This window comes from Vibrio sp. PBL-C16, assembly GCF_034321865.1.
In the GTDB taxonomy this organism is placed as follows: Bacteria; Pseudomonadota; Gammaproteobacteria; order Enterobacterales; family Vibrionaceae; genus Vibrio; species Vibrio alginolyticus.
This window is the reverse complement of record NZ_JAXLNY010000001.1, coordinates 1133772-1155794: the sequence shown is the minus strand read 5'-3', so window position 1 is coordinate 1155794 and position 22023 is coordinate 1133772. Positions and strand designations below refer to the sequence as shown.

15 protein-coding genes are annotated in these 22023 nt (G+C 45.8%); 6 read left to right on the top strand and 9 right to left on the bottom strand.

Features of this window, described 5'->3' with window-relative positions:
• Nucleotides 1-32 precede the first annotated feature (32 nt).
• Nucleotides 33-902 carry a pyridoxal kinase PdxY gene (pdxY, locus tag UQW94_RS04955; protein WP_182038106.1) on the top strand — a complete coding sequence of 290 codons (870 nt, stop codon included), beginning with the start codon at nt 33-35 and terminating at the stop codon, nt 900-902.
• Between the two features lie 65 nt (nt 903-967).
• Here the strand turns inward: pdxY and sstT are convergent, their stop codons facing one another.
• From sstT to malT, 7 genes are all read right to left on the bottom strand, one after another.
• Nucleotides 968-2185: a serine/threonine transporter SstT gene (gene sstT, locus UQW94_RS04950; protein ID WP_213869934.1), complete on the bottom strand. Its 1218-nt coding sequence runs from the start codon at nt 2183-2185 to the stop codon at nt 968-970.
• Between the two features lie 356 nt (nt 2186-2541).
• Complete coding sequence (gene rsgA, locus UQW94_RS04945; RefSeq protein WP_225473757.1) at nt 2542-3618, bottom strand: ribosome small subunit-dependent GTPase A; 1077 nt, start codon at nt 3616-3618, stop codon at nt 2542-2544.
• Nucleotides 3619-3893: 275 nt separating this feature from the next.
• Nucleotides 3894-4202, bottom strand: a complete 309-nt coding sequence (locus UQW94_RS04940) for a PTS transporter subunit EIIB (protein WP_005384641.1) — start codon at nt 4200-4202, stop codon at nt 3894-3896.
• On the bottom strand, nt 4192-4806 hold the full coding sequence (locus UQW94_RS04935) for an SCO family protein (RefSeq protein ID WP_017820122.1): 615 nt from the start codon (nt 4804-4806) through the stop codon (nt 4192-4194). The genes UQW94_RS04940 and UQW94_RS04935 overlap by 11 nt, the downstream gene beginning before the upstream one ends.
• A gap of 9 nt (nt 4807-4815) precedes the next feature.
• Entirely contained in the window at nt 4816-5241 is a 426-nt protein-coding gene (locus tag UQW94_RS04930) for a hypothetical protein (protein ID WP_017820123.1), read from the bottom strand.
• A 243-nt stretch (nt 5242-5484) separates the two neighbouring features.
• Nucleotides 5485-6402, bottom strand: a complete 918-nt coding sequence (locus UQW94_RS04925; protein ID WP_017820124.1) for a DUF368 domain-containing protein — start codon at nt 6400-6402, stop codon at nt 5485-5487.
• Between the two features lie 578 nt (nt 6403-6980).
• Entirely contained in the window at nt 6981-9689 is a 2709-nt protein-coding gene (malT, locus tag UQW94_RS04920) for an HTH-type transcriptional regulator MalT (RefSeq protein WP_005374834.1), read from the bottom strand.
• A 734-nt stretch (nt 9690-10423) separates the two neighbouring features.
• Between malT and UQW94_RS04915 the strand changes: the two genes are divergently transcribed.
• The 5 genes from UQW94_RS04915 (at nt 10424) to UQW94_RS04895 (ending at nt 20720) form a co-directional block, all read left to right on the top strand.
• Nucleotides 10424-12877: a glycogen/starch/alpha-glucan phosphorylase gene (locus tag UQW94_RS04915; RefSeq protein WP_005374836.1), complete on the top strand. Its 2454-nt coding sequence runs from the start codon at nt 10424-10426 to the stop codon at nt 12875-12877.
• Between the two features lie 117 nt (nt 12878-12994).
• Nucleotides 12995-15175 carry a 4-alpha-glucanotransferase gene (gene malQ / locus UQW94_RS04910; protein ID WP_213866692.1) on the top strand — a complete coding sequence of 727 codons (2181 nt, stop codon included), beginning with the start codon at nt 12995-12997 and terminating at the stop codon, nt 15173-15175.
• Between the two features lie 283 nt (nt 15176-15458).
• Nucleotides 15459-17651 carry a 1,4-alpha-glucan branching protein GlgB gene (glgB, locus tag UQW94_RS04905; protein WP_322142046.1) on the top strand — a complete coding sequence of 731 codons (2193 nt, stop codon included), beginning with the start codon at nt 15459-15461 and terminating at the stop codon, nt 17649-17651.
• A gap of 150 nt (nt 17652-17801) precedes the next feature.
• Nucleotides 17802-18479, top strand: a complete 678-nt coding sequence (gene mtgA / locus UQW94_RS04900; RefSeq protein ID WP_062855380.1) for a monofunctional biosynthetic peptidoglycan transglycosylase — start codon at nt 17802-17804, stop codon at nt 18477-18479.
• Nucleotides 18480-18659: 180 nt separating this feature from the next.
• On the top strand, nt 18660-20720 hold the full coding sequence (locus tag UQW94_RS04895) for an alpha-amylase (protein ID WP_322142045.1): 2061 nt from the start codon (nt 18660-18662) through the stop codon (nt 20718-20720).
• Between the two features lie 69 nt (nt 20721-20789).
• On the opposite strand, the gene UQW94_RS04890 is transcribed toward UQW94_RS04895, so the two are convergent.
• Both UQW94_RS04890 and UQW94_RS04885 read right to left on the bottom strand, forming a co-directional pair.
• Nucleotides 20790-21506, bottom strand: a complete 717-nt coding sequence (locus UQW94_RS04890; RefSeq protein WP_005374842.1) for a DsbA family protein — start codon at nt 21504-21506, stop codon at nt 20790-20792.
• 96 nt (nt 21507-21602) lie between these two features.
• A complete protein-coding gene (locus UQW94_RS04885) occupies nt 21603-21890 on the bottom strand; it encodes a hypothetical protein (protein ID WP_049872671.1) in 288 nt (95 codons plus the stop codon).
• Between the last annotated feature and the right edge of the window lie 133 nt (nt 21891-22023).

The following is a 22023-nucleotide window of genomic DNA, read 5'->3' as shown; positions in this document are numbered from 1 at the left end:
CTATCGATAACTACAATAAGAGGTAAGGTACTATGCAAGGTATCCTCTCTATACAATCTCATGTTTCTTTTGGTCATGCTGGTAACAGCAGTGCCGTTTTCCCAATGCAACGCATGGGTTTCGAAGTATGGCCGATTCATACCGTTCAATTTTCTAACCACACGCAGTATCAAGAAGGCTGGACTGGGCGAGCGTTTGCGGCTGAAGACATCAGCGAGTTAGTTCGTGGCCTTGGTAACATCGGTGCATTGGAAAAGTGCCAAGCGGTATTGACGGGCTACCAAGGTAGCGCAGAGCAGTGTCTTGTTGTTGAAGATACCGTGACGAAAGTGAAGCAAGCGAACCCGAACGCACTTTATGTTTGCGACCCTGTGATGGGCGCGCCAGACAAAGGCTGCATTGTGGCTCCGGGCATTGCTGAAAATCTTCTAACGCGTTTGATGCCAATGGCGGACGTGATCGTTCCGAACCAATTCGAGCTAAGTCAATTTGCTGAGATGGAAATCCACTCACTAGACGATGCGATCACCGCATGCCAACGTGCGCTAGAGAAAGGTCCAAAGGTGGTGCTAGTTAAGCACCTTTACTGCCTAGAAAATGGCAGCTTCAACATGCTATTGGCTACGCAAGAAGGTATTTACCTTGCGAAGCGTCCTCAATTTGAGTTTGCTAAACAACCTGTTGGCGTGGGCGATCTTATTTCAGCTATCTTTACCGCGGGACTCTTAAAAGGCTGGTCTCCTAAGCAAGCTTTCCAACATTGTCATGACGCATGCTACGGGGTGTTAAGTGCAACGTACCATGCAGGCGAATGGGAGCTGCAAACTATTGCGGCGCAGCAAGAGTTTGTTGAGCCAAGCAAACACTTCCCGATTGAAGAAGTGGCTCTGGTCACCGCATAATTGAGCGCAATTAAACAAAAAAGGGGAGCCATCATCGGCTCCCCTTTCTATTTGTTCTGTCAGTCTTACTGAGCTTTTTGCTGCTCTGATTTACAAACTGCTGCCGTAAAGACAACGTCTGTTGAGCTGTTTAGCGCAGTTTCTGCAGAGTCTTGAATCACACCGATAATGAAGCCAACCGCTACAACCTGCATTGCTACGTCGTTTGAGATACCAAACAGGCCACACGCAAGTGGGATAAGTAGTAGAGAGCCACCTGCAACACCTGATGCGCCGCATGCAGAAACCGCAGCTACAATACTTAGAAGTAGCGCAGTCAGTAGATCAACTTCGATACCCATAGTGTGCACAGCTGCAAGCGTTAGTGTTGTGATAGTGATTGCAGCACCAGCCATGTTGATGGTCGCACCTAGAGGGATAGATACTGAGTATGTATCCTCGTCCAGTTTTAGCTTCTCACATAGTGCCATGTTTACTGGAATATTCGCCGCACTTGAACGAGTGAAGAACGCAGTTACACCACTTTCACGTAGACAACGGAATACAAGTGGGTAAGGGTTTTGTTTGGTTTTAGCGAACACGATCGCTGGGTTTACAACGAGTGCGATGATCATCATTGCGCCAAGAAGAACCGCCAGAAGGTGTGCGTAGCTTGCTAGTGCGCTAAAGCCCGTTGTCGCAAACGTTGAAGCAACCAAGCCAAAGATACCAAATGGTGCAAGACGAATGATAAAGCGCACAATGTGAGACACGCTGTGGCTTAGATCTTCAAATACGGCCTTCGTTGTTGCCGATGCGTGGTGTAGTGCAAGACCCAGACCCACACCCCAAGCAAGAATGCCGATGTAGTTTGCTTCTACTAGTGCATTTACTGGGTTGTCGACCAGTTTAAACAACAATGTGCGTAGAATTTCAGCAATACCTTGAGGAGGCGTTGCACCTTCAGCGCCGGTGACAAGCGTTAAATTGGTCGGGAAAAGGAAGCTTAGAACCACTGCTGATAGCGCCGCGAAGAATGTACCCATCAGGTACAGTACAACGATTGGGCGCATGTAAGTGTGTTGGTTTTTCTTTTGGTTTGCAATTGAAGCGGCAACCAAAATAAACACAAGGATTGGCGCGATCGCTTTAAGCGCACCGACAAAAAGGCTACCAATTAATCCCGCGCTTTCGGCATGGCTTGGAGAAATTGTCGCGAGCAAAATACCAAAGACGATACCGACAAGGATCTGGACGACGAGGTTACCACGAGCATATCGGGCAACGAGGCTGTTGTGTTGCATACATCATTCCTGCAATTTTATGCCAGAGTGGCAGGGCAATAGTCCATCATTACACGGCGATAATGCCCTTATATTACAAGGGGTGAGCATTGCTTCTGGTCACTAAGACACATGATTATCAATTATCCTGTTTTTATAAATTCAGCCATTTTCTTGCTGAATATCACATATCTTAGCTTGGTAATATTTTGTGTCTAGTTTTAGTTTGTTTTTGGATTAAATGTTTGCTCAATGTTATTTAAATAAGATTTTTATGTTGAAAATTATCATTAGTTATGAGTAATGGTTTTTAATAAAGTTGTTAAAAAGGAGACTTTCGTCTCCTTTGATTTTATTGACAACTCAAACGCAACAAATTAATAACTTTGTTGGCGCCTGCGCTTATCACTCATGGCATTTCGAGTGAGTTTCCCGAATTGTCGACTTTGAGCTCGTTGCTCTGCCAAAGTCGCACCGTTAAAGGCTTGTTCTCGCAATAGTTTTTGATAGTTATTGAAACGACGAACTTCCAGTTTGCCATTTTCAATCGCAGTTTGAATTGCGCAACCCGGCTCAGTTTGATGCTGGCAATCACCAAAGCGACAACGCTGAGCGAGAGCCTCAATGTCAGAAAATGCCTCACTGACCCCCGATTCACAATCTACTAGTTGAAGCTCGCGCATTCCCGGAGTATCAATCAAGATGCCGCCATCAGGTAATAGATGGATAGAGCGCGATGTAGTTGTATGTCGCCCTTTGCTATCGTCTTCACGAATATGCCCAGTTGCCTGTTCTTGTTGCCCGAGTAATGCATTAACAAGAGTTGATTTGCCAACGCCTGAAGAACCGATAAAAGCGAGGGTTTGTCCTTCTTTGCACCAGGTCATGAGTTTAGAAGCACTCTCTATTTCTAAGCCGTTGACTGTCTCTATAGCTAATAGAGGGTCGAGCTTCTGTACTTGGCTTTTTAGTTCATCAGTATTGTCACACAAATCGGCTTTGGAAAGCACGATGACGGGTTCGACTTCGGCTTCATGAGCCAAGGCAAGATAACGTTCAATACGACTTAAATTGAAGTCGTCGTTAAGGGAACACACGATAAACACTGTATCCACATTGGCTGCGATGAGTTGCTCTGCCACTTTGCTGCCAGCGGCTTTGCGGCTAAAGAGGCTCAAGCGATCCAGTAAGCGAACAAATTGCTGATCTTCATTTAAGATTACCCAGTCTCCGACGGTCATATTGGGTAAAGAATGGTGGGTATTAAGATGAACTTGCCCAGTTTCTGTTGCCAATAAATAACCACTTCGGTGATGCGCAATTACACGAGCAAAGATAGTGTTGTCGTAATCGTCTAATGTCAGTTGTTGCTGAAAAAATGGTTTCCAACCCAATTGTTTTAGAGGGTTTGAAGTTGAAACTAATGTGTCACAAAAAGTATGTGTTTGATTCATTATTGAATTATCCCAGACGCAACAAAGCGCCTTAATACAAATCGCATTAGGGTCTAATTCGGATAGAGTTGACCCCGGTGAAGACCGGGCAGAGAAGGGGAGTTGTGGCTATGCCACAGAGTTGGTGCTGTTAGGGTTACCCTTGCGATGCCCAGTTAGTGTTATTCAATACAATCATCTTGTGTCCTCTTCGTTGGTTAATAAATAAGTGAGTTAATTAAGCCAAAAGAGTATAGCCGCCGTTTTTTAAAGAGGGTAGCTATACTGCAAAAATATTAACTTTGTTTTGTGATGCGCTCTTCCATAATCTGCGAATACGTGTTGGCTTTTAAGCCGTATATGATTTGGACATGACGATCATCCAATATCACGACGCCATGCGCGCCATGATTTTTGAGTGCGTTCTTATCGATGACGGACGTCGCTCTGAGGGTAAGGCGCAGCCGAGTCGCACATGCACCAGTTTCTAGCAGGTTCTCTATGCCCCCAATGGCGTCAATGATCGTATCGACGTCTTGTTCGACATTGGGGTTGGTATGAGTTAGGAAATTGAAAAATTGCTTCAGCACTGACTTAACCGTCATTTGAAGAGCCTTCGGTCGTTAGTTTTGAAATGGCTTCAACAATCGGTGCCGGTGAGAGTGTATGCGGTACTTTAGTGATTAACGTGCCATCCGGCTTCAAGAAGTAAAAGTAAGAGCTATGATCCAGCGTGTACTTTAGTTCCGAGCCTTCCAATTCTGTCTTACGGAAAATGACACCATAGTTGTGTGCCAAAGGTGTCGTTACATCAAGTGGTGCCGATAGGCCTTCAATCATTGGATGGAAGTAATGGGCATATTTTGCTGATGCATCGGCCTCATCACGCTCTGGGTCTAAAGAAATGAACATCGGGCGTAGTTGTGCTTTTTGCGCGTCGTCAATTTGATTCAGTGCCCCTGCCAGCATTGCAAGAGAAGTTGGGCAAACGTCTGGGCAGCGAGTAAAGCCAAAATAGACAACTCGGATGCGAGGGTCATTCACATCGAAGATATTGACGGCTTGGTTATTTTCCCCAAACAATACCGTTTGTTGAGAGGTGGAACTGTCCACTAGCTCTGGCTTCGTGTTCTGATTATCTAAATAGCTCTTTACGCCAAACCCGAGTGCGAAAGCAGCTACGAGAAATAGGGACCAATTGCGGCTCATAACGATTCCTTATCTTTGCATTTTTATAGCAGGGTAAACGGTATTCTCTCCATCACTGAGTTCACCAACCCAAGTCATCGCATCCTCCGTGCAAACCGGGAGAATGATGTCACCTTGATATTGGCCAGGAGCGATTTGCTTCAGCAAAAACTTAGGCTCACCCATCTCCATTTCTCTTCCTGAAAGACTTAGGATGAGTTGCTTAGCATCGCTTGTATGCCACTCAACATTTAGAGTGGTAGGAACCAAGGGTTGAGCAGTTTCTGAGTTTAGTGTCATCGTAACATTTTCTTGGACGCAAGAGGTTGTAGAGAGAAAGCAGTATTCATCTATTGACTTGCTTTGAGTGGAAGAAGAAAAGCTTTTTATTAGAGTCGGGGCATAAAATCCCGCAACTAATGCGGCTGAAACAGCGGCGATTTGTAACACTTTCATGAAGGTTCAGCATTTATCACTTAACATTACGAGCATCGTAGCACAGATGCGCCGCTCGCCAACTCGTGACCTCGGTAAATTGTGCGTTATACCTCGGTGACCAGCTTCCTAGTAACGCGACGGACTTTATTGCATCAAATACAGCAGAGTTTTCAATTGAGATGTTTTGCCCTTAGCCAATAGATAAAAACGGAGCCAATTGGCTCCGTTTTTATTTGGTTCAGTATGTGTTTGATACCAAAGTTATTTATCTGAATCTGCGAATTTCTCTAGACCCAAAACCAGAGCAATGGCTGCAAGCATCATTACGACAGCAAGTACTAACTGAGAAGGTTGTGATGTCACGTGTTCAAATTCAAATGGTGATAGGTTGTGCTGTAGCAATGGCACTTGTTCGCCCTTCGAATTGGTGCGCCAAGTGATGGTTTCTTTCCATGGCCAAATCTTTGGCAACGTACCAATCATTAATCCAGTCAAAAACATCAGGGTGAAATCACGGAACTTGCGTAGTAACCACGACAATAAGTGAGAGAAGGACAGTAAACCGATCACGCAGCCAGACAAAAATAGCGCTAATGTATCGACTTGAAAACCTTTCACTGCGGCTAATACAGGAGCATACATGCCAATCAGCAGCAAAATAAAACTGCCAGAGATACCCGGCAAGATCATCGCACAAATCGCGATAGCTCCAGCGAATAAGGTGTTAATGGCCGTTGGTTCCATGTGTAAAGGTTTGAGCACAGTAATACTATAAGCAAACCCGACACCAACGAGCAGAATGACAAAGCGGACAAGATCGCGTTGCTCAACCTGACGAATAATGTGATACACAGAGACCAAAATCAGACCAAAGAAAAATGACCAAAGTGGGATCGGGTGTGTGTCAAGAAGCCAAGTAATCAACTTTGCTAGCGTTGCAATACTGGTGAAAATGCCGGCAAACAGAGCGATAAGGAAGAATCCGTTGATGTGATTAAACGCGGCTTTAAACCCTTCTTTTCGCCAGATAGAGAAAAGTGAGGGGTTAATGCGTCGAATGCTTTCAAGCAGCGTATCGTAAATACCAGTGATAAACGCGATGGTGCCGCCAGATACACCAGGTACAACATCTGCTGCACCCATGGCGATTCCCTTGAAGAAAGTAATTAAGTAGTTCATTGCTCTAATGCTAAGTCGTTTCGATGGCAGAGAGTATACAAACATTGCGATGAAAAAAGTATGAAATAGTGCTGTAACTACTTGGTTTTATATCCAATCTATTGCCTATCTTTATTACCCGCCAAGAGACAATGCCGCCGTAACGAGCTTTTAATGCTTGGTTTACATTTTTGAGATGATTAACTCTACTATCAATTATCAATCTTGGTTGCATTATGCAATTGCAATTTGCATTATAAAATTGCATTTTGATAATTTGCGCGTGAATAAATCCAGCTTATATGAGATCTTGTGCCCAAAAATAAGTCTTTGCTTTTTGGCATGATTAATGCATAATACTGCTCGACCCTTCTTAAGCCGAGGGTCACCTAGCCAACTGACGTTGTTAGTGAATACAATTTGTTCACACTAAATATAAGCCAATCGCGATTATTGCGGTTGGCTATTTTTTTATATGAACAACGTTACTTACGTGCTTTGCAAATTGCACTTCTCTTTCTGTCAGTCATAAAAAAGGGCTGACGTGTTATGTCAACCCTTGTGTTTTACTTTACGTTTTAACCCGTTTATCGAGCAGTTCAGTATCCCATTAACTGTAGCAAATTTTCAGCTGTCACAATGGCTTCTTTACGATTAGCAATATTAAGCTTTTGGTACAGGTTGCGAATGTGGGTTTTAATTGTCGTACCTGCCACATCCAGCTCTTGTGCGATTTGCTCGTTACTAAAGCCTGAATAAATCAGTCCCAGAACCTGCCATTCGCGTTGTGTTAATGGGCTGGTACGTACTAGCTCTGGCACATTAGGGTGATTCACCAACTTTTCAATAAAGTCTTCATCAAAGTGAATTGACCGGCTACGTTGATTCGATGAAATGTCCTTCATTAACTGTTGAGCACGGTGACGCTCAAGATCGCCCAGTTCATGGCGGAGGCTCAACTTCTCCAGCAGACCGCCAATGGTTGCACCATCAATCAGGAAGTTTCCGACCATGCCAGTTTGGTTCGTCATTACTAATGCTTCTTTTAACAGAGCCTTGGCTTGCTCCTCATCTTTTTGGCGAGCAGAAAGGACCGCTTCAACCACTAAGTTGCGATTAGTATCTGTGATTAGGTTAGTGCGACGAGCTTCACCTTGGAGGAAATCTAACGCAGCACGAGCGTCGGTATATTGGCCTAAGTTAATGTGGGCGCGGGCAATGTTACGCCATTGCAATTGAGAAAAGTGGTTGCATGCCGATTCAGGACGAACCGCAGTGTTGAGCCATTCTTGCATTGCATCGGTATTCCCGCGCGCTTGCCAAAATAGAATCAACGATAGTGAAGCGTTTGCAGTCCAATCTACGTGGTAAGTCGACTGTTTCATCAAGTGTTGGATGTGCTCAATGAATTTACCGGCTTTGTCTAATTCACCGCGTCCAATCGCAATACGCGCCAACATCGAATAGCTATGTAAGTGCTTGCTTGGTGAATGGTTTTCGAGAATTTGCAGACCTTTGTACGCGCATTCTTCCGCTTCATCAAGTCGGTTCCAGCACCAAAGTACTTGCGCGCGAATACGCAGCAAAAATTCATGAAGAGGAACATGCTGAAGCTGCTGATCTTCAATCAGACGAAATGCGGAATCTTGTAGTTCAAAGGCAGCTTGCACGTAACCTTGTGCAATTAAAATCTCGCTTTGCTGCAATATTGCCCATAACGCTTGGTGATATACTTGATACTGACGAGCTAGCTTTTCAGTTTGTTGCATCATCGGCAAAGCACGGTCTAGTTTACCTAGCACGTGGTTAACTTCACCAACAACCGAAGTCGCCACAATTCGGCTACGGTAAATAGTGTTATCAAGTTGGCTAAGCGCTAGCTCCGCTAATTCGAGAGCTTTTTCTGGTTGGTTACTGTTGATAGCCACTTGAGCAAGCAACGCGTTTGCTTGACCTTGATAATGAATATCTAACGCAATGTTACGCTTTTTGTGTTCCTCTTCCGCTTCTTCAAGCAGGTGGCCCACTTGGTTATAACGATGCTGACTTTGAGCCAACCATGCTCGGAGCATCGTAAGTTTTGGGTGGCTGAACAACAGATCATCGTCCAACTTGTTAATTGAGCTTTCCAGTGTGCTGAGTTCGCCTTGGTTAAACATCTTCCAGCCGAATTCGTTTAGGATCTCTACCACTAAGTCCTTATCATTCGATTTTTGTGCATGATGAATCGCTTGGTGTGGTGCTTTTTGCTGTAACCAAGCGATAGCAGCATTGCGGTGGAGATCTTTTTCTTGCTGAGGAATACGAGCTTGGCGCTCATGAGATAAAAACTCGCCAAATAAGTTATGGAACCGGAACCAGTTCTGTTCCCCTTCGAGCGGGTAAATGAATAAGCCGTAACGGTTAAGCGATTCAATCATTCCCAGTGCGTCTTCGCGTTGGGTAAGGGCAAACACTAGCTCATCATTGAAGTGGTCAAGCACGGATACTTGCATTAAAAAGTGACGAGTTTCGTGATCGAGTAAGTCAAACACTTCTTCGACCAAGTAATCCCACAAGTGCGCGTGATTGAACTGCGATACCGACTCTACAGTTTGCGCCAATGTGCGGTTTTGATGTTGGGCTTGTAATGCGATCAACTGCATCGCCGATGGCCAACCTTCAACATAGGTTCTTAGGCTGTTCGCCATGTCTTCATCAATACCATCGGCGATACGCTGGTTAAAGAAGCGAGTGGTTTCTTCGGTATCAAACGCCAACATCTCGTTGCCAATTTCGATCATTAAATCACGAACACGTAAGTTTGCAGTGCCTAGAGGCGGCGCTGCACGACTGGTTACCACAACGGTGAGGTTGTCTGGCATGTGCTTTAAGAAGAAACGCATGGATTCATGGATTTCATCATTCGTGATTAAATGGTAGTCATCAAGCACCACGTAGCATTCTTGATGAAAGTCAGCCATTTCAGCGAATACTTCGCTAAATAGGGAGCGTAAAGACGAGATCTGACGTTTTTCCGCCAGTTTTTGTGCGTTAGCGCAACTGAAGTTGGTGGCTTTGTTTAATGCTTGAAGCAGATAGTTTACAAAGCGAAAGCCGTCGTTATCGCTGTCATCAATGCTGTACCAACCGACGTTTGGCTTATCGGATAGCCACTGCGCTGCCATTGTTGTTTTTCCGTAACCTGCTGGGGATCGGAATAAAACCAATTTGTAGTAAGGCGCTTGCTGTAGTAAGTCCAACACTCGTGGGCGCACGATGGCATTGTGCAGGCGTCCTGGTCGAGTAAGCTTAGATGGAATCCACATTAGTAGTTATGTCCTTATTTATGTATACCCAAATGACAGCAACGTGATCATTCTAGTAAAGCCCCCTTGAAAGCCGTCTTACTGAATGATGTCATCAGCATCAAAAACACTGTTTGAATACCGGATAATGTCGCTACTGTTGGGGCTTGCGTCCGTCTGAAAAACCATTCCATACGGTCACTTAGATATAAAAGCTAGCGAAAACTAGAAATAACTCACATCGCCTAATTCTAGTTTGTATAAAAAGCGTACAATCCTGTGAGCTGAGAGGGATGTTACGACATCAGAAATGTTCGTTACTTTGATCCACTTCCTAATTCTCAAGGGTTGATGGATTTACCATCAACTACGCCCTTTATTTGTGATTGTCGTCACTTAAATGTCGTTTGTTTCGTTAGCGTTAAGATCGCGTTGCACATAGATTACGAAAAGTTCTTCTACGCTGACCGAGTTAATGTGACCGATATTACAATTTTCACATCATCAGATGAGTGGACTATAAAAAGCGTCATGAACGGGTTTTAACCTTTCTCACATTCCATTGTGATCAAAATCACTAAGAACTGGTGCAAAGTTCACTTTGTTGAGATTTGGATCACTAACCTAGCAATGGTACCCCCTCTACGCCCTCAGCCCTCCTCCTTCAAAGGATGAGAATTAGGAGGATGTTTATTCACAGAGGTAAATGCACGATGTATGGCAGATGAATTACCAAAAGACGTGAGAATTTCGTAATGAAACCTACTCAACAAAAACAATTTGACAAGAAGTCGTTCCAAGAAAGCGTAAAGAAACACCTATCTGTAACTTACGCTCATACGATTGAAAACGCAGACAGCCGCGCATGGTACCTAGCAATGGGGCATGCTCTGGCTGAATTTACTACTCTAGATTTGCTTGCGACAGAAGAAGATCCACGCATTAAAAGTGCGAAGAGCGTTAACTACCTTTCGCTAGAATTCCTTATCGGTCGTTTGACTGGTAACAACCTAATCAGCATGGGTCTGTACGAACAAGTAACAGAAGCAATGGCTGAACTAGGTTACAACCTAACTGATCTGCTAGAAGAAGAGCGCGACCCATCATTGGGTAATGGTGGCCTTGGTCGTCTGGCTGCGTGTTTCATGGATTCATGTGCGGCACAAGAATTCCCAACTGTCGGCTATGGTTTACATTACGAATACGGTCTATTTAAACAGTCATTCAAAGATGGTCGCCAGCAAGAAGCACCTGACGCTTGGCGCGGTGTAGAAGGCTACCCTTGGGAAATTGCGCGTCCAGAACTTGCGCAAGAGATCGGTTTCTACGGTCACGTTGAAGTGATTAACGAGAACGGTAAAGAAGTTCGCAAATGGGTACCAGGCATGACAGTAAGAGCAATGCCTTGGGATCTTCCAATTGTGGGTTACGAATCAGACACGGTTTACCCGCTACGTCTTTGGGAATGTCAGGCGATTGCACCATTCTCACTAGCAAGCTTTAACAATGGTGATTACTTCGAAGCTCAGCACGCACTGATCGACGCAGGTAACATCACTAAAGTGCTTTACCCGAACGACAACCACGAGAAAGGTAAAACACTGCGTCTAATGCAGCAGTACTTCCACTCAGCAGCGTCTGTACGTGACATCCTACGTCGCCACGAAGCTGCGGGCTACTCGCTAGCGGATCTACCTAAGCAAGAGACTATCCAGCTTAACGATACGCACCCAACGATTGCGATTCCTGAACTAATGCGCATCCTGATGGATGAAAAAGGTTTAGCTTGGGAAGCGGCTTGGGAAATCAGCTCTAAGACATTTGCGTACACCAACCACACGCTACTTCCAGAAGCACTAGAGACATGGCCAGAGTCGCTAATCCAGCACCTGCTACCACGTCATATGGAGATCATTTACGAGATCAACCACCGCTTCCTACAAGACGTACGTGCAATGTGGCCGGGTGATGTCGCGAAGCAACAGAAGCTTTCTATCATCGAAGAAGGTTTCCACCGCATGGTTCGCATGGCAAACCTATGTGTAATCGGCTCTTACGCAGTAAACGGTGTAGCAGCACTTCATTCTGAATTGGTTAAGAAAGACCTATTCCCAGAGTTCCACGAAATGTACCCGACACGTCTACACAACGTAACGAACGGTATTACGCCACGTCGCTGGTTGAAGTTCTGTAACCCAGGTCTGTCTCAGCTTATCACTGAGAAAGTCGGCCCAGAATGGCCAGCGAAACTAGAGCAACTTGAAGGTATTGCGAAGTACGCCACTGACGCGACATTCCAAAAAGAATTCATGGCAGTGAAGAAAGAGAACAAAGAACGCCTAGCAACTTGGGTGAAAGAGAACATGGGTATCGAGCTCGATACTAATGCAATCTTCGATGTTCAAATCAAGCGTCTACACGAGTACAAACGTCAGCATCTAGACTTGCTACACGTACTGTCTCTGTACCACCGTATTCTTAATGAACCAGGTTTTGAGTGTACGCCACGCGTTGTGTTCTTCGCAGCAAAAGCAGCACCGGGTTACCACCTAGCGAAAGAAATCATCTTCGCAATCAACAAGATTGCAGACAAGGTGAACAACGATCCTCGCATCGGTAACAAGCTGAAAGTGGTATTCATCCCTGACTACCGTGTGAGCATGGCTGAAATCATTATCCCTGCGGCTGACGTTTCTCAACAAATCTCGCTAGCGGGTAAAGAAGCATCAGGTACAGGTAACATGAAGATGGCGCTAAACGGTGCGCTAACTATCGGTACAATGGATGGTGCAAACGTTGAGATTCGTGAGGAAGTAGGCGATGAGAACATCTATATCTTCGGTCTAGATGTTGAAGGTGTGAAAGCGCTGAAAGCTCAAGGTTACAACCCATTTGATTACTACAATGCGGATCACTTACTCAAAGCGTCAATGGACTTGCTATTGGGTGAAGAGTTCACACCAGGTCAACCAGGCTTACTGCGTGCAACGTATGACAGCCTACTAGACGGCGGTGACCCGTACTTATGTCTTGCGGACTTTGCATCTTACGTGAAAGCGCACGAAGACATGAGCGAACAATATAAAGATCAAGCTGGCTGGGCGAAGAAGGCCATTCTTAATACCGCCCTTGTTGGCAAGTTCACGTCAGACCGCTCAATCCGCGACTACGTGAACAATATCTGGAAACTTGAAGCGGTGAAACGCTAATAGAACCTAGTTAAGACCAAGGTAGCCAAGCGCTACCTTTGGTCATTTTCCAAAAGAAGTTATTGATAACAATAAAACCCTACATGGAAGGTGTTGGTATTACCTTCGGAGAAAGCGATGAAAGAACAAACAGCATTAAAGAAAGTCGCGGAAATGGCGAGATTGGCTGATAGCTATGTCAGTGCTTGGGGAGATGAGGCTAAAGTGTCTGAGGAGACGCTACGCCGCTTGCTCGCTTCGCTTGGCTACGATACTAGCAGTGATGAAAAACTACTGGCTTCTGCTGAAAAGAAACATAAAAAAGACGTACTAGCCCCTGTTCTTGTTTTACGCGACGGCGAACCAGTCGAAGTGGAACTAAACCTAGGTACGAGTGCTCGTGAGAGTGAATTCAGCTGGCGTTTAGAAACAGAACAAGGAGAGGTACTTGAAGGCTATCTTCAGTCCCAAATTGTTCGTGATGAGCGTGCTGAGGGTGGCCCTCTAGTGTTTGCATTGCCAAAGAACTTGGCTTGGGGTTATCACAAACTGATCATCAGTCGTAAGCGTCGTAAAACACCTTACGAGATGTCATTGATCATTACGCCGAAAGCGTGTTTCAAACAAGACGATCTAAACCAACACAAAAAGCTATGGGGTCCTAGTATCCAGCTTTACACACTGCGTACTCAGCATAACTGGGGCATCGGTGATTTTGGTGACCTAAAACAACTGGTGAGTGATATTGCCTCTCGTGGCGGTGACTTCATTGGCTTGAACCCGATTCACTCGCTGTTCCCTGCGAATCCAGAAGGGGCAAGCCCATACAGCCCGTCTTCTCGTCGTTGGTTGAACATTATGTACATCGACGTAAGCTCTGTACCTGAATTCGCGCTAAGTGCAGAAGCACAACAGCGAGTGGGTAGTGCAGAGTTCCAACAACGTTTACAAAAAGCGCGAGACTCTCATTGGGTGAATTACACCGAAGTTTCGCAACTAAAAATGAGCGTTCTTCCGTTGCTATTCAGTGAGTTTAAAGCTCGCCATTTAGACAAAAACACCGATCGCGCTCGTGCCTTCTTGGACTTTGTTGAAAAAGGCGGCGACAGCTTGCTACACCAAGCTGCATTCGATGCACTTCATGCTGATTTACATTCAGAAGATGCAAACATGTGGGGCTGGCCAGTATTCCCTGAGAAATACCGCACATTCGACGCAGCTGGTACTCAGAAGTACATCAAGGATAACCAAGATCGTGTTCACTTGTACATGTACCTGCAATGGATCGCAGACGATCAAATCAAAGAAGCGCAAGCGCTAGCCGAAGAAAAAGGCATGGCTGTGGGTTTGTACCGCGACCTTGCGGTTGGTGTTGCAGATTCAGGTAGCGAAACATGGGCCGACGACGGTAACTTAGTGTTAGACGCAAGCATCGGTGCGCCGCCGGATGTACTTGGTCCTCTGGGTCAAAACTGGGGTCTGCCTCCGCTTAACCCTCAAGTTTTAGAAGCGACGGGTTACGACGCGTACATCAAGTTGTTACGTGCCAACATGAAGCACTGTGGTGCATTGCGTATCGACCACGTACTTGGTCTGCTTCGCCTTTGGTGGATTCCAAAAGGCGAGAAGGCGACAGAAGGTGCGTATCTGTACTACCCAGTGGAAGACATGCTAGCAATCTTAGCGCTTGAGTCGCACCGTCATCAGTGTTCTGTGATTGGTGAAGACTTAGGTACTGTGCCAGATGAAATCGTCGATATCCTACGCGATGCAGGTGTGCACTCATACAAAGTATTCTTCTTCGAAACTTCGAAAGAAGACGGTGGGTTCATTTCTCCGAAGCACTACGCAGAGCAATCGATGGCGGCACTGTGTACGCATGACATGCCAACCCTCCGTGGTTTCTGGCACTGCGATGATTTGAAAATGGGTCGTGAGATTGGCCTTTACCCAGATGAAAAACAGTTGGAAGGCTTATTTGCTGATCGCTTGAAGTGCAAGCAAGGCATTCTAGACAGCGTTCGCTGGCATGGCTATTTGCCAGAAGGCATTGGTCATGATGCTCAGTACGTGCCAATGGATTCATACCTAAGCGAAGCGCTGCAACTGCACGTAGCCGCGGGTGACTCTGCACTGCTTAGTGTTCAGCTTGAAGACTGGCTAGAAATGGATCAACCGGTCAATATTCCTGGTACGGTGGATGAGTATCCAAACTGGCGTCGTAAATTGTCGATGAACCTAGATGAAATCTTCAGCCGTGAAGATGTGAATCGTATTTCTAAACGCCTTACTGAAGTTCGTGCACAGGCGAGTAAGTAAGATGCCTAGAGTGGCGTAGATGGACGAGCTGATTACCAATTTTGTTAGCTCAGAGGTACGAAAGTTCCGTCTAGGTCACTCATTCCTAAAACACAATCCGTTAGGATGAAGTACCGTTATTATGCCCGCGACAATAGCGGGCATTTTTGTATTTTGACGCCGTTTACGCAACGAACGTGAGAAGCGGAGTCTTTTTGTGAGTTCACAACGTTGGCTGTGGAGAAACCGATGTTTGATTCAGATCTCTGGTCTTGAAAAGGATGTTGGCTCTAGGGAGAAAGATTTGAAAACCACCAAAACCAAGAAAATAAAGAAACAACACGAACGCGCATACGAACTGCTTGCTGAGGCGGCTTACTCAGATCCATTTGCGGCGCTGGGTCCATTCATTGACGACGAAGCTTCGCTGAGAGTTTGGATGCCGGGCGCAAACAAGGTTGAACTACTTGTTAATGGTGAACCTCGCGTGGCGCTTGAGCGTGATGGCGACAGCGGTTTCATCTTAAAAGAGCAACGCGATTTACACCTGACCCACTACCGTTTAGCGGTCGATTGGAATGGTGTTGAACAAATTATTGATGACCCGTACCAGTATCACAATATCTACCAAGAGTACGAGCATCTGCATACGCCAAAAGACATGTATCACTACATGGGCGCACACTTTGTCACGCTAGAACGTGGCGGTGAAAACATCTCTGGTGTGCGTTTCCTTGTTTATGCACCACATGCATCGGCTGTTAGCCTTGTGGGTTGCTTCAACCAATGGGATGGCCGTCGTCATCCAATGCAACGCCTAGACTACGGTATCTGGGGCCTATTCATTCCTGGTCTGGAAGAAGGGGTACAATACAAATTTGAGCTCAAAGGGCCAAATGGGGAAGGGCTTCCTCATAAACAAGACCCTTGGGGTTTCTACTCTGAGCAATACCCATCGTTCGCGTCCATTACTTACGATCACAAGCGTTACCAATGGCAAGATGCGAAATGGCAAAATCGCGCAGTGACGCAAAAGCGTGATGAAGCGTTATCGTTTTACGAGCTGCATGCTGGGTCATGGAAGCGCAACGAGAAAGGTGATTTCCTGAACTACCGCGAACTTGCGGAGCAGTTGGTGCCATACCTTGTGGATATGGGCTACACCCACGTTGAGCTGATGCCTGTGTCTGAGCATCCATTCTATGGTTCATGGGGCTATCAACCTGTTGGCTTGTTTGCACCAACTAGCCGTTTTGGCTCACCTGATGATTTCAAATTCTTCGTGGATGCGTGTCACCAAGCTGGTATCGGTGTAGTGCTCGATTGGGTTCCTGCGCATTTCCCATCGGATGATCATGGTTTAGCGAACTTTGATGGTACGCCTCTGTTCCATGATCCAGATCCGCGTCGCGGTTGGCACCAAGACTGGAACTCCTACATTTACGATTTAGGCCTCGAACATGTGCGTCGCTTCCTTGTCTCGAATGCGCTGTACTGGTTTGAACAATTCCATATTGATGGTATTCGCGTGGACGCAGTCGCATCGATGCTTTACCTCGACTACTCACGTAGCCACGACCAGTGGGTACCAAACGTCGATGGTGGCAACGAAAACTACGACGCAATCGCAACCTTAAAATGGATGAACGAAGAAGTGTACAAGCACTTCCCGAATGCGATGACGATTGCGGAAGAGTCAACGGCGTTTCCGGGGGTGTCTGCGCCAACCTTTATGGGTGGTTTAGGTTTTGGCTTCAAGTGGAATATGGGGTGGATGCACGACAGTCTTTCATACATCAAAGAAGATCCTGTTCACCGCAAATACCACCACAATACCATCACCTTCCCGCTGGTTTATGCGCACAGCGAAAACTACGTCTTGTCTCTCTCTCACGATGAGGTGGTGTACGGAAAAGGCTCTATCCATAACAAGATGCCAGGTGATGAATGGCAGCAAACCGCAAACCTACGAGCATACTACGGTTATATGTATGGTCAACCGGGCAAAAAGCTGAACTTTATGGGCGCGGAAATTGGCCAAACGGCGGAGTGGAACCACGATGATCAGTTGCAATGGTTCTTACTGGAATATGAGCGTCATCAAGGTGTCCAAAAGCTGATGCGAGATTTGAACCACTTGTACCGAAATGAAGCGGCGATGCACGATCAAGATTGTGTTCCTGCTGGTTTTGAGTGGCGTCTACAAGACGAAGCGGATGCGAGCATCCTAGCGCACGAGCGTATTAGTAAAGAAGGTGAGCGTATTCTGATCATCACCAACTTTACGCCCGTACCACACGAGCGCTTTCGTTTAGGCGTTCCAAATGCAGGTCAATACGAACTGCTACTGAATACAGACGATAGCAAATACGGCGGCAGCGATTTTAAAGTGCTGACCAGTGTGAAAACGGAAAAAGTTGAAAGTGAATCACTGCCTCAATCACTTGAGCTTCGTTTGCCTCCACTTTCAACCGTGTTCTACAAGCTGCACAAATAATTTAGTCTAATCAAATTCTAAGCCCGTTTTACATTGTAAATCGGGCTTTTTTGACCTATTTTTTACCTCTAAAACTTGTTGTTCTTGATTGAATCAGGCAAGCTCACGGGTTTGTTTATCATCAATCGCTAATGCATTGGGGAACTACACATGTTGAAAAGGCTTAAGTCATTTCTATTTAAAATGGTGTTGATATTGCTGATCGCCCCAGTCGTTTTGGTTGGTTTGGTGAAATATGTCGATCCACCAATATGGGGATGGAAGTTAAGCCGCATTGTTGCGCCACCAAAGAACTATCCAGACAATAGTCAACACGAATGGGTATCCTTGTCGCGCATTTCAAAAAATATGCAGTTAGCGGTGATTGCGACCGAAGATCAAAAATTCCCTCATCATTATGGTGTCGATTTCGAATCGCTATTCGACGTGATTTCCGAGGCTGGTGATAATGGTCCGTCGAGAGGCGCGAGCACCATTACCCAACAAGCCGCGAAAAATGTGTTTTTGTTTCCGTCTCACTCCTACGTTCGCAAGGCTTATGAGCTTTACTTTGCTTTGCTGATGGAGCTGATGTGGAGCAAAGAGCGCATTCTCGAAGTGTATCTAAATGTGGTTGAATTTGGTCCCGGTATTTACGGCGCTGAAGCGGCGGCGCAGAATTATTTTGGTGTCAGTGCAAAGCAACTCTCGAAGTGGCAAGCAGCGCGTTTAGCCGTGGTGTTGCCAAATCCATATCGAATCAAAGTCTATCCACAAAGTGATTACACTGCTCGCCGCACAAGATGGGCGATGAATCAAATGAGCAATCTTGGCAGCGTGCAACTTTAACTCCCTCAATCTATTGCGCTTAAATAGAACTACGCCCCTATATCAATAAAATGTGAAGCGTCACAAGCTTTAGGGCGTAGCCTTTCAGAATGATGTGCTCAGTTTTTCATCCATTTACTATTAGTGTGAATAAAAATACAACACGAATACTGCGCCTATGCGCAACCAATGGACTGAACGATGAAACTGAATCTGATTACGACTACCTTATTGCTTGCATCGGCAAGTGCCATCGCCGAGCCAAACATCACCATTTCGACCACGACCAACAGCCGTGACTTTCCTTTAAATGCAGAGCAGCCTTTGGTTGTGCCCTTAACCAAAGATGGATACACGCTCAAAATTACGGGTGTTGAAGGCGACTGTGTCGCGCCTGATGGCCAGAAGGTCAAATTCAATAAACCTATCGCGCTGAACTGCGGAAAGCCAACGGAACTGCCGTTAAAAATCCGCTTTACTGGCGATTACTCTTTTGCTTTTGATGCGGAAGCGAAAACACTGCGCTTCAAGCGTGAACCTAAGAAAGCCGCGAAGACAGAATTCAAACGCCCAATCCCACAAGTGCAATGTGAGGTTTATCAAGGCGGCGAAGTCACCATTGCGCTGGGTGACAGTTTCCCCGATGGCACCAAGTTGCGTGATGCTTACTCTGGGCAAATGGTCGAAGTAAAAGATCAGCAAGTATCGCTGACGCCAAGCAAAGATTCAGGCGGGTTGGTGCTACTAGAGCCAGTGAAGAAAACCAAAGAAGCAGTATCGTTTGATTATCGCAATGCCAACATTTACTTCGTGATGGTCGACCGTTTCAAGAATGCTGATACGAGCAATGACAACAGCTATGGACGCAAGAAAGACGGCAAAGAAGAGATCGGCACCTTCCACGGCGGTGATCTAAAAGGCGTGATCGAAAAGCTAGATTACATCAAGAGCCTAGGTACAGATGCGATTTGGTTGTCGCCAATCGTTGAACAAGTGCACGGCTTTGTTGGCGGCGGCGATAGCGGCTCATTCCCATTCTACGCTTACCACGGTTACTGGACGCGTGACTTTACCAAGATTGATGAGAACTTCGGTAACGAAGCTGATCTGAAAAAGCTGGTGGAAGAGGCACACAAACGTGGCCTTAAAGTCTTGATGGACGCAGTAATCAACCACACCGGTTACTCAACGTTAGCCGATTTGCAATTTGACGGTATTGAGGTGTTAAAACCAAACGCTGATTTACCGAATAAGTGGGGTGACTGGCAACCAAAAGCGGGTGAAAATTGGCATAGCTATCACCAGAATATTGATTACCAGAGTCCAAACTGGTCGAAATGGTGGGGCGGTGACTGGGTAAGAACAGGTCTACCGGGATACCCAGCTCCGGGCAGCAGTGATATCACTATGTCATTGGCGGGTTTACCTGACTTTATCACTGAATCAGACAAAGCCGTGAAGCCAGCTCAATGGCTATTGGATAACCCTGGCACTCGCGTTGAGGAGCGTGATAATTACACCGTCTCGGACTACCTAATTGAGTGGCAAACTGATTGGGTGAAACGCTTTGGTATTGATGGTTACCGTGTCGACACGGTGAAGCACGTTGAAGGCGATGTGTGGAAACGCTTGAAAGAAGAGGCATCAAGCAGCCTTGAGCAGTGGCGTAAAGAGAACGGTAAGTCAGGTCAGCCATTCTGGATGATGGGTGAAGTATGGGGACATACCGCATATCGCAGCCCTTACTTCGACGACGGCTTTGATGCGTTGATTAACTTCGATATGCAGAAGAAGTTAGACAAAGGCGCGGCGTGTTTCAGCCAAATGGCAGACACTTACCAAAGCTATGCGGACACTATCGCCAATGAGAAAGACTTTAACCCTGTGAGCTACATGTCTTCTCACGATACCGAGCTGTTCTTCTCTCGCTTCAAAGATTACGGTATGCAGCGTAACGCCGCGAATGCACTGCTTCTGAGTCCTGGTGCTGTTCAGGTTTATTATGGTGATGAAGTTGGTCGTAACATTGGTCCTTACGCGGACGATTTCCACCAAGGCACTCGTTCTGACATGGTATGGAAGCTATCTGATGAGAAGCAAGCGCTGCTCAAACACTGGCAAACTCTTGGTCAGTTCCGTAAAGCGCACCCAGCGATTGGTGCGGGTCAGCATCAAGTAATTGAACAAGAAGGCGCGTACGTGTTCTCTCGCTCGCTTGGCAATGACAAAGTCGTTGTGGCGTTTGTGGGTCGCGACAAGTAGTTAGAACTTCGTTTTAAGCCTAGATAGAAAAAGCCCTTCCTTGAGTTATCAGGGAAGGGCTTTGTTGTATTAGTTCGCCAGTTCTTGGTCGATGACTTTTTCTAGCTCGTCAAACGGCACATAGCCAGGAATGACTTGATCATTAATGATCAACGCGGGCGTGCCGCGTAAACCAAGTTGCGTGAAATACTGATAGTTTTTATCAAGCAACGCCTTGGTCTCTTTGTCGTCGACAAGCTGTGCTTCTGTCCCCGTTTTTTTCGCGATTTGATTTAAGGAACGTGCGTCATGTGCGCCCGGTTTTTTCACCAATAACTCATGCACTTGTTCGTACTTATCTCGCTGGTTTTGCCAAACATTTAATGCGTAACTTGCCGAGTTGTAGCCGTTTTTCTCGTATTGTTCTTTAAAAGAGACATTGAGGTTAAGCACTTTTACCTGCGGATATTCCTTACCAACTTTGACCAGCTCTCCTTCTAAACGTTTACAAAAAGGGCAGCTGTAGTCTGTTACGTTAATAATGGTTAACTCAGGGTTTTCAGCACCAAAAGAGGAATGTTTGCCATCACTTAGATATTGACGAACCTCCTTCAAGGTGTCGCCAAATGACTGTTGATACGCAATGTACTCTTGAAGGTTTTGGTGCAATGAATCAAGAATTTGAGGGTTTTCTTTTAGTATCTGAGTAACTTCCTCTAGCTTTTGTTCTGCGGTCTTTTCTGATGCGAAAGATACGGCAGGTACGATAGCCATCGTTAACGCCAAAAGTGTACGAGTGAATGTCATAATATTTCCTAAAACTTTTAAATTTCGTTGTTTGTTATGTGAAGTGAATAAAATATGTACAAAAGTCAGGCAGAAAGGTCTCTCGCCTTGCTGGCTTTATTCTCTAAATACGCAAAGTTTTAGGTGAACCCGATACTTTTCCGGTATCGGTTCTGTGTATTCCAGATAACGAATTGCTGTGGTTGTCATCGGCAGCGCCACAATCAAAGCAAATAGAAAAAATGGAATAAGAATATGATCAAACTGATGTTGGTACGCTTGAACCAGCTTTTCTGAAAGGTCGCAAGATGGTGATAAATTCACACTCTCATCTTGCTGACTCTGTATTTGGTGAGCCTTCGGGCAGCTTTTCGAGAAACCAGAATTTTGGCTTAAGCATATCATCACCACCCAAAGCACGAGGGCGAGTGTCCATTTGGCTATTTTATATTGTGAGCGTAACAATGGGTCGTATAGTCCTGTTAATTCTGGTTTATGCCGTTTACATATGACCGGGCCATCCTAACCTAAATTTCGT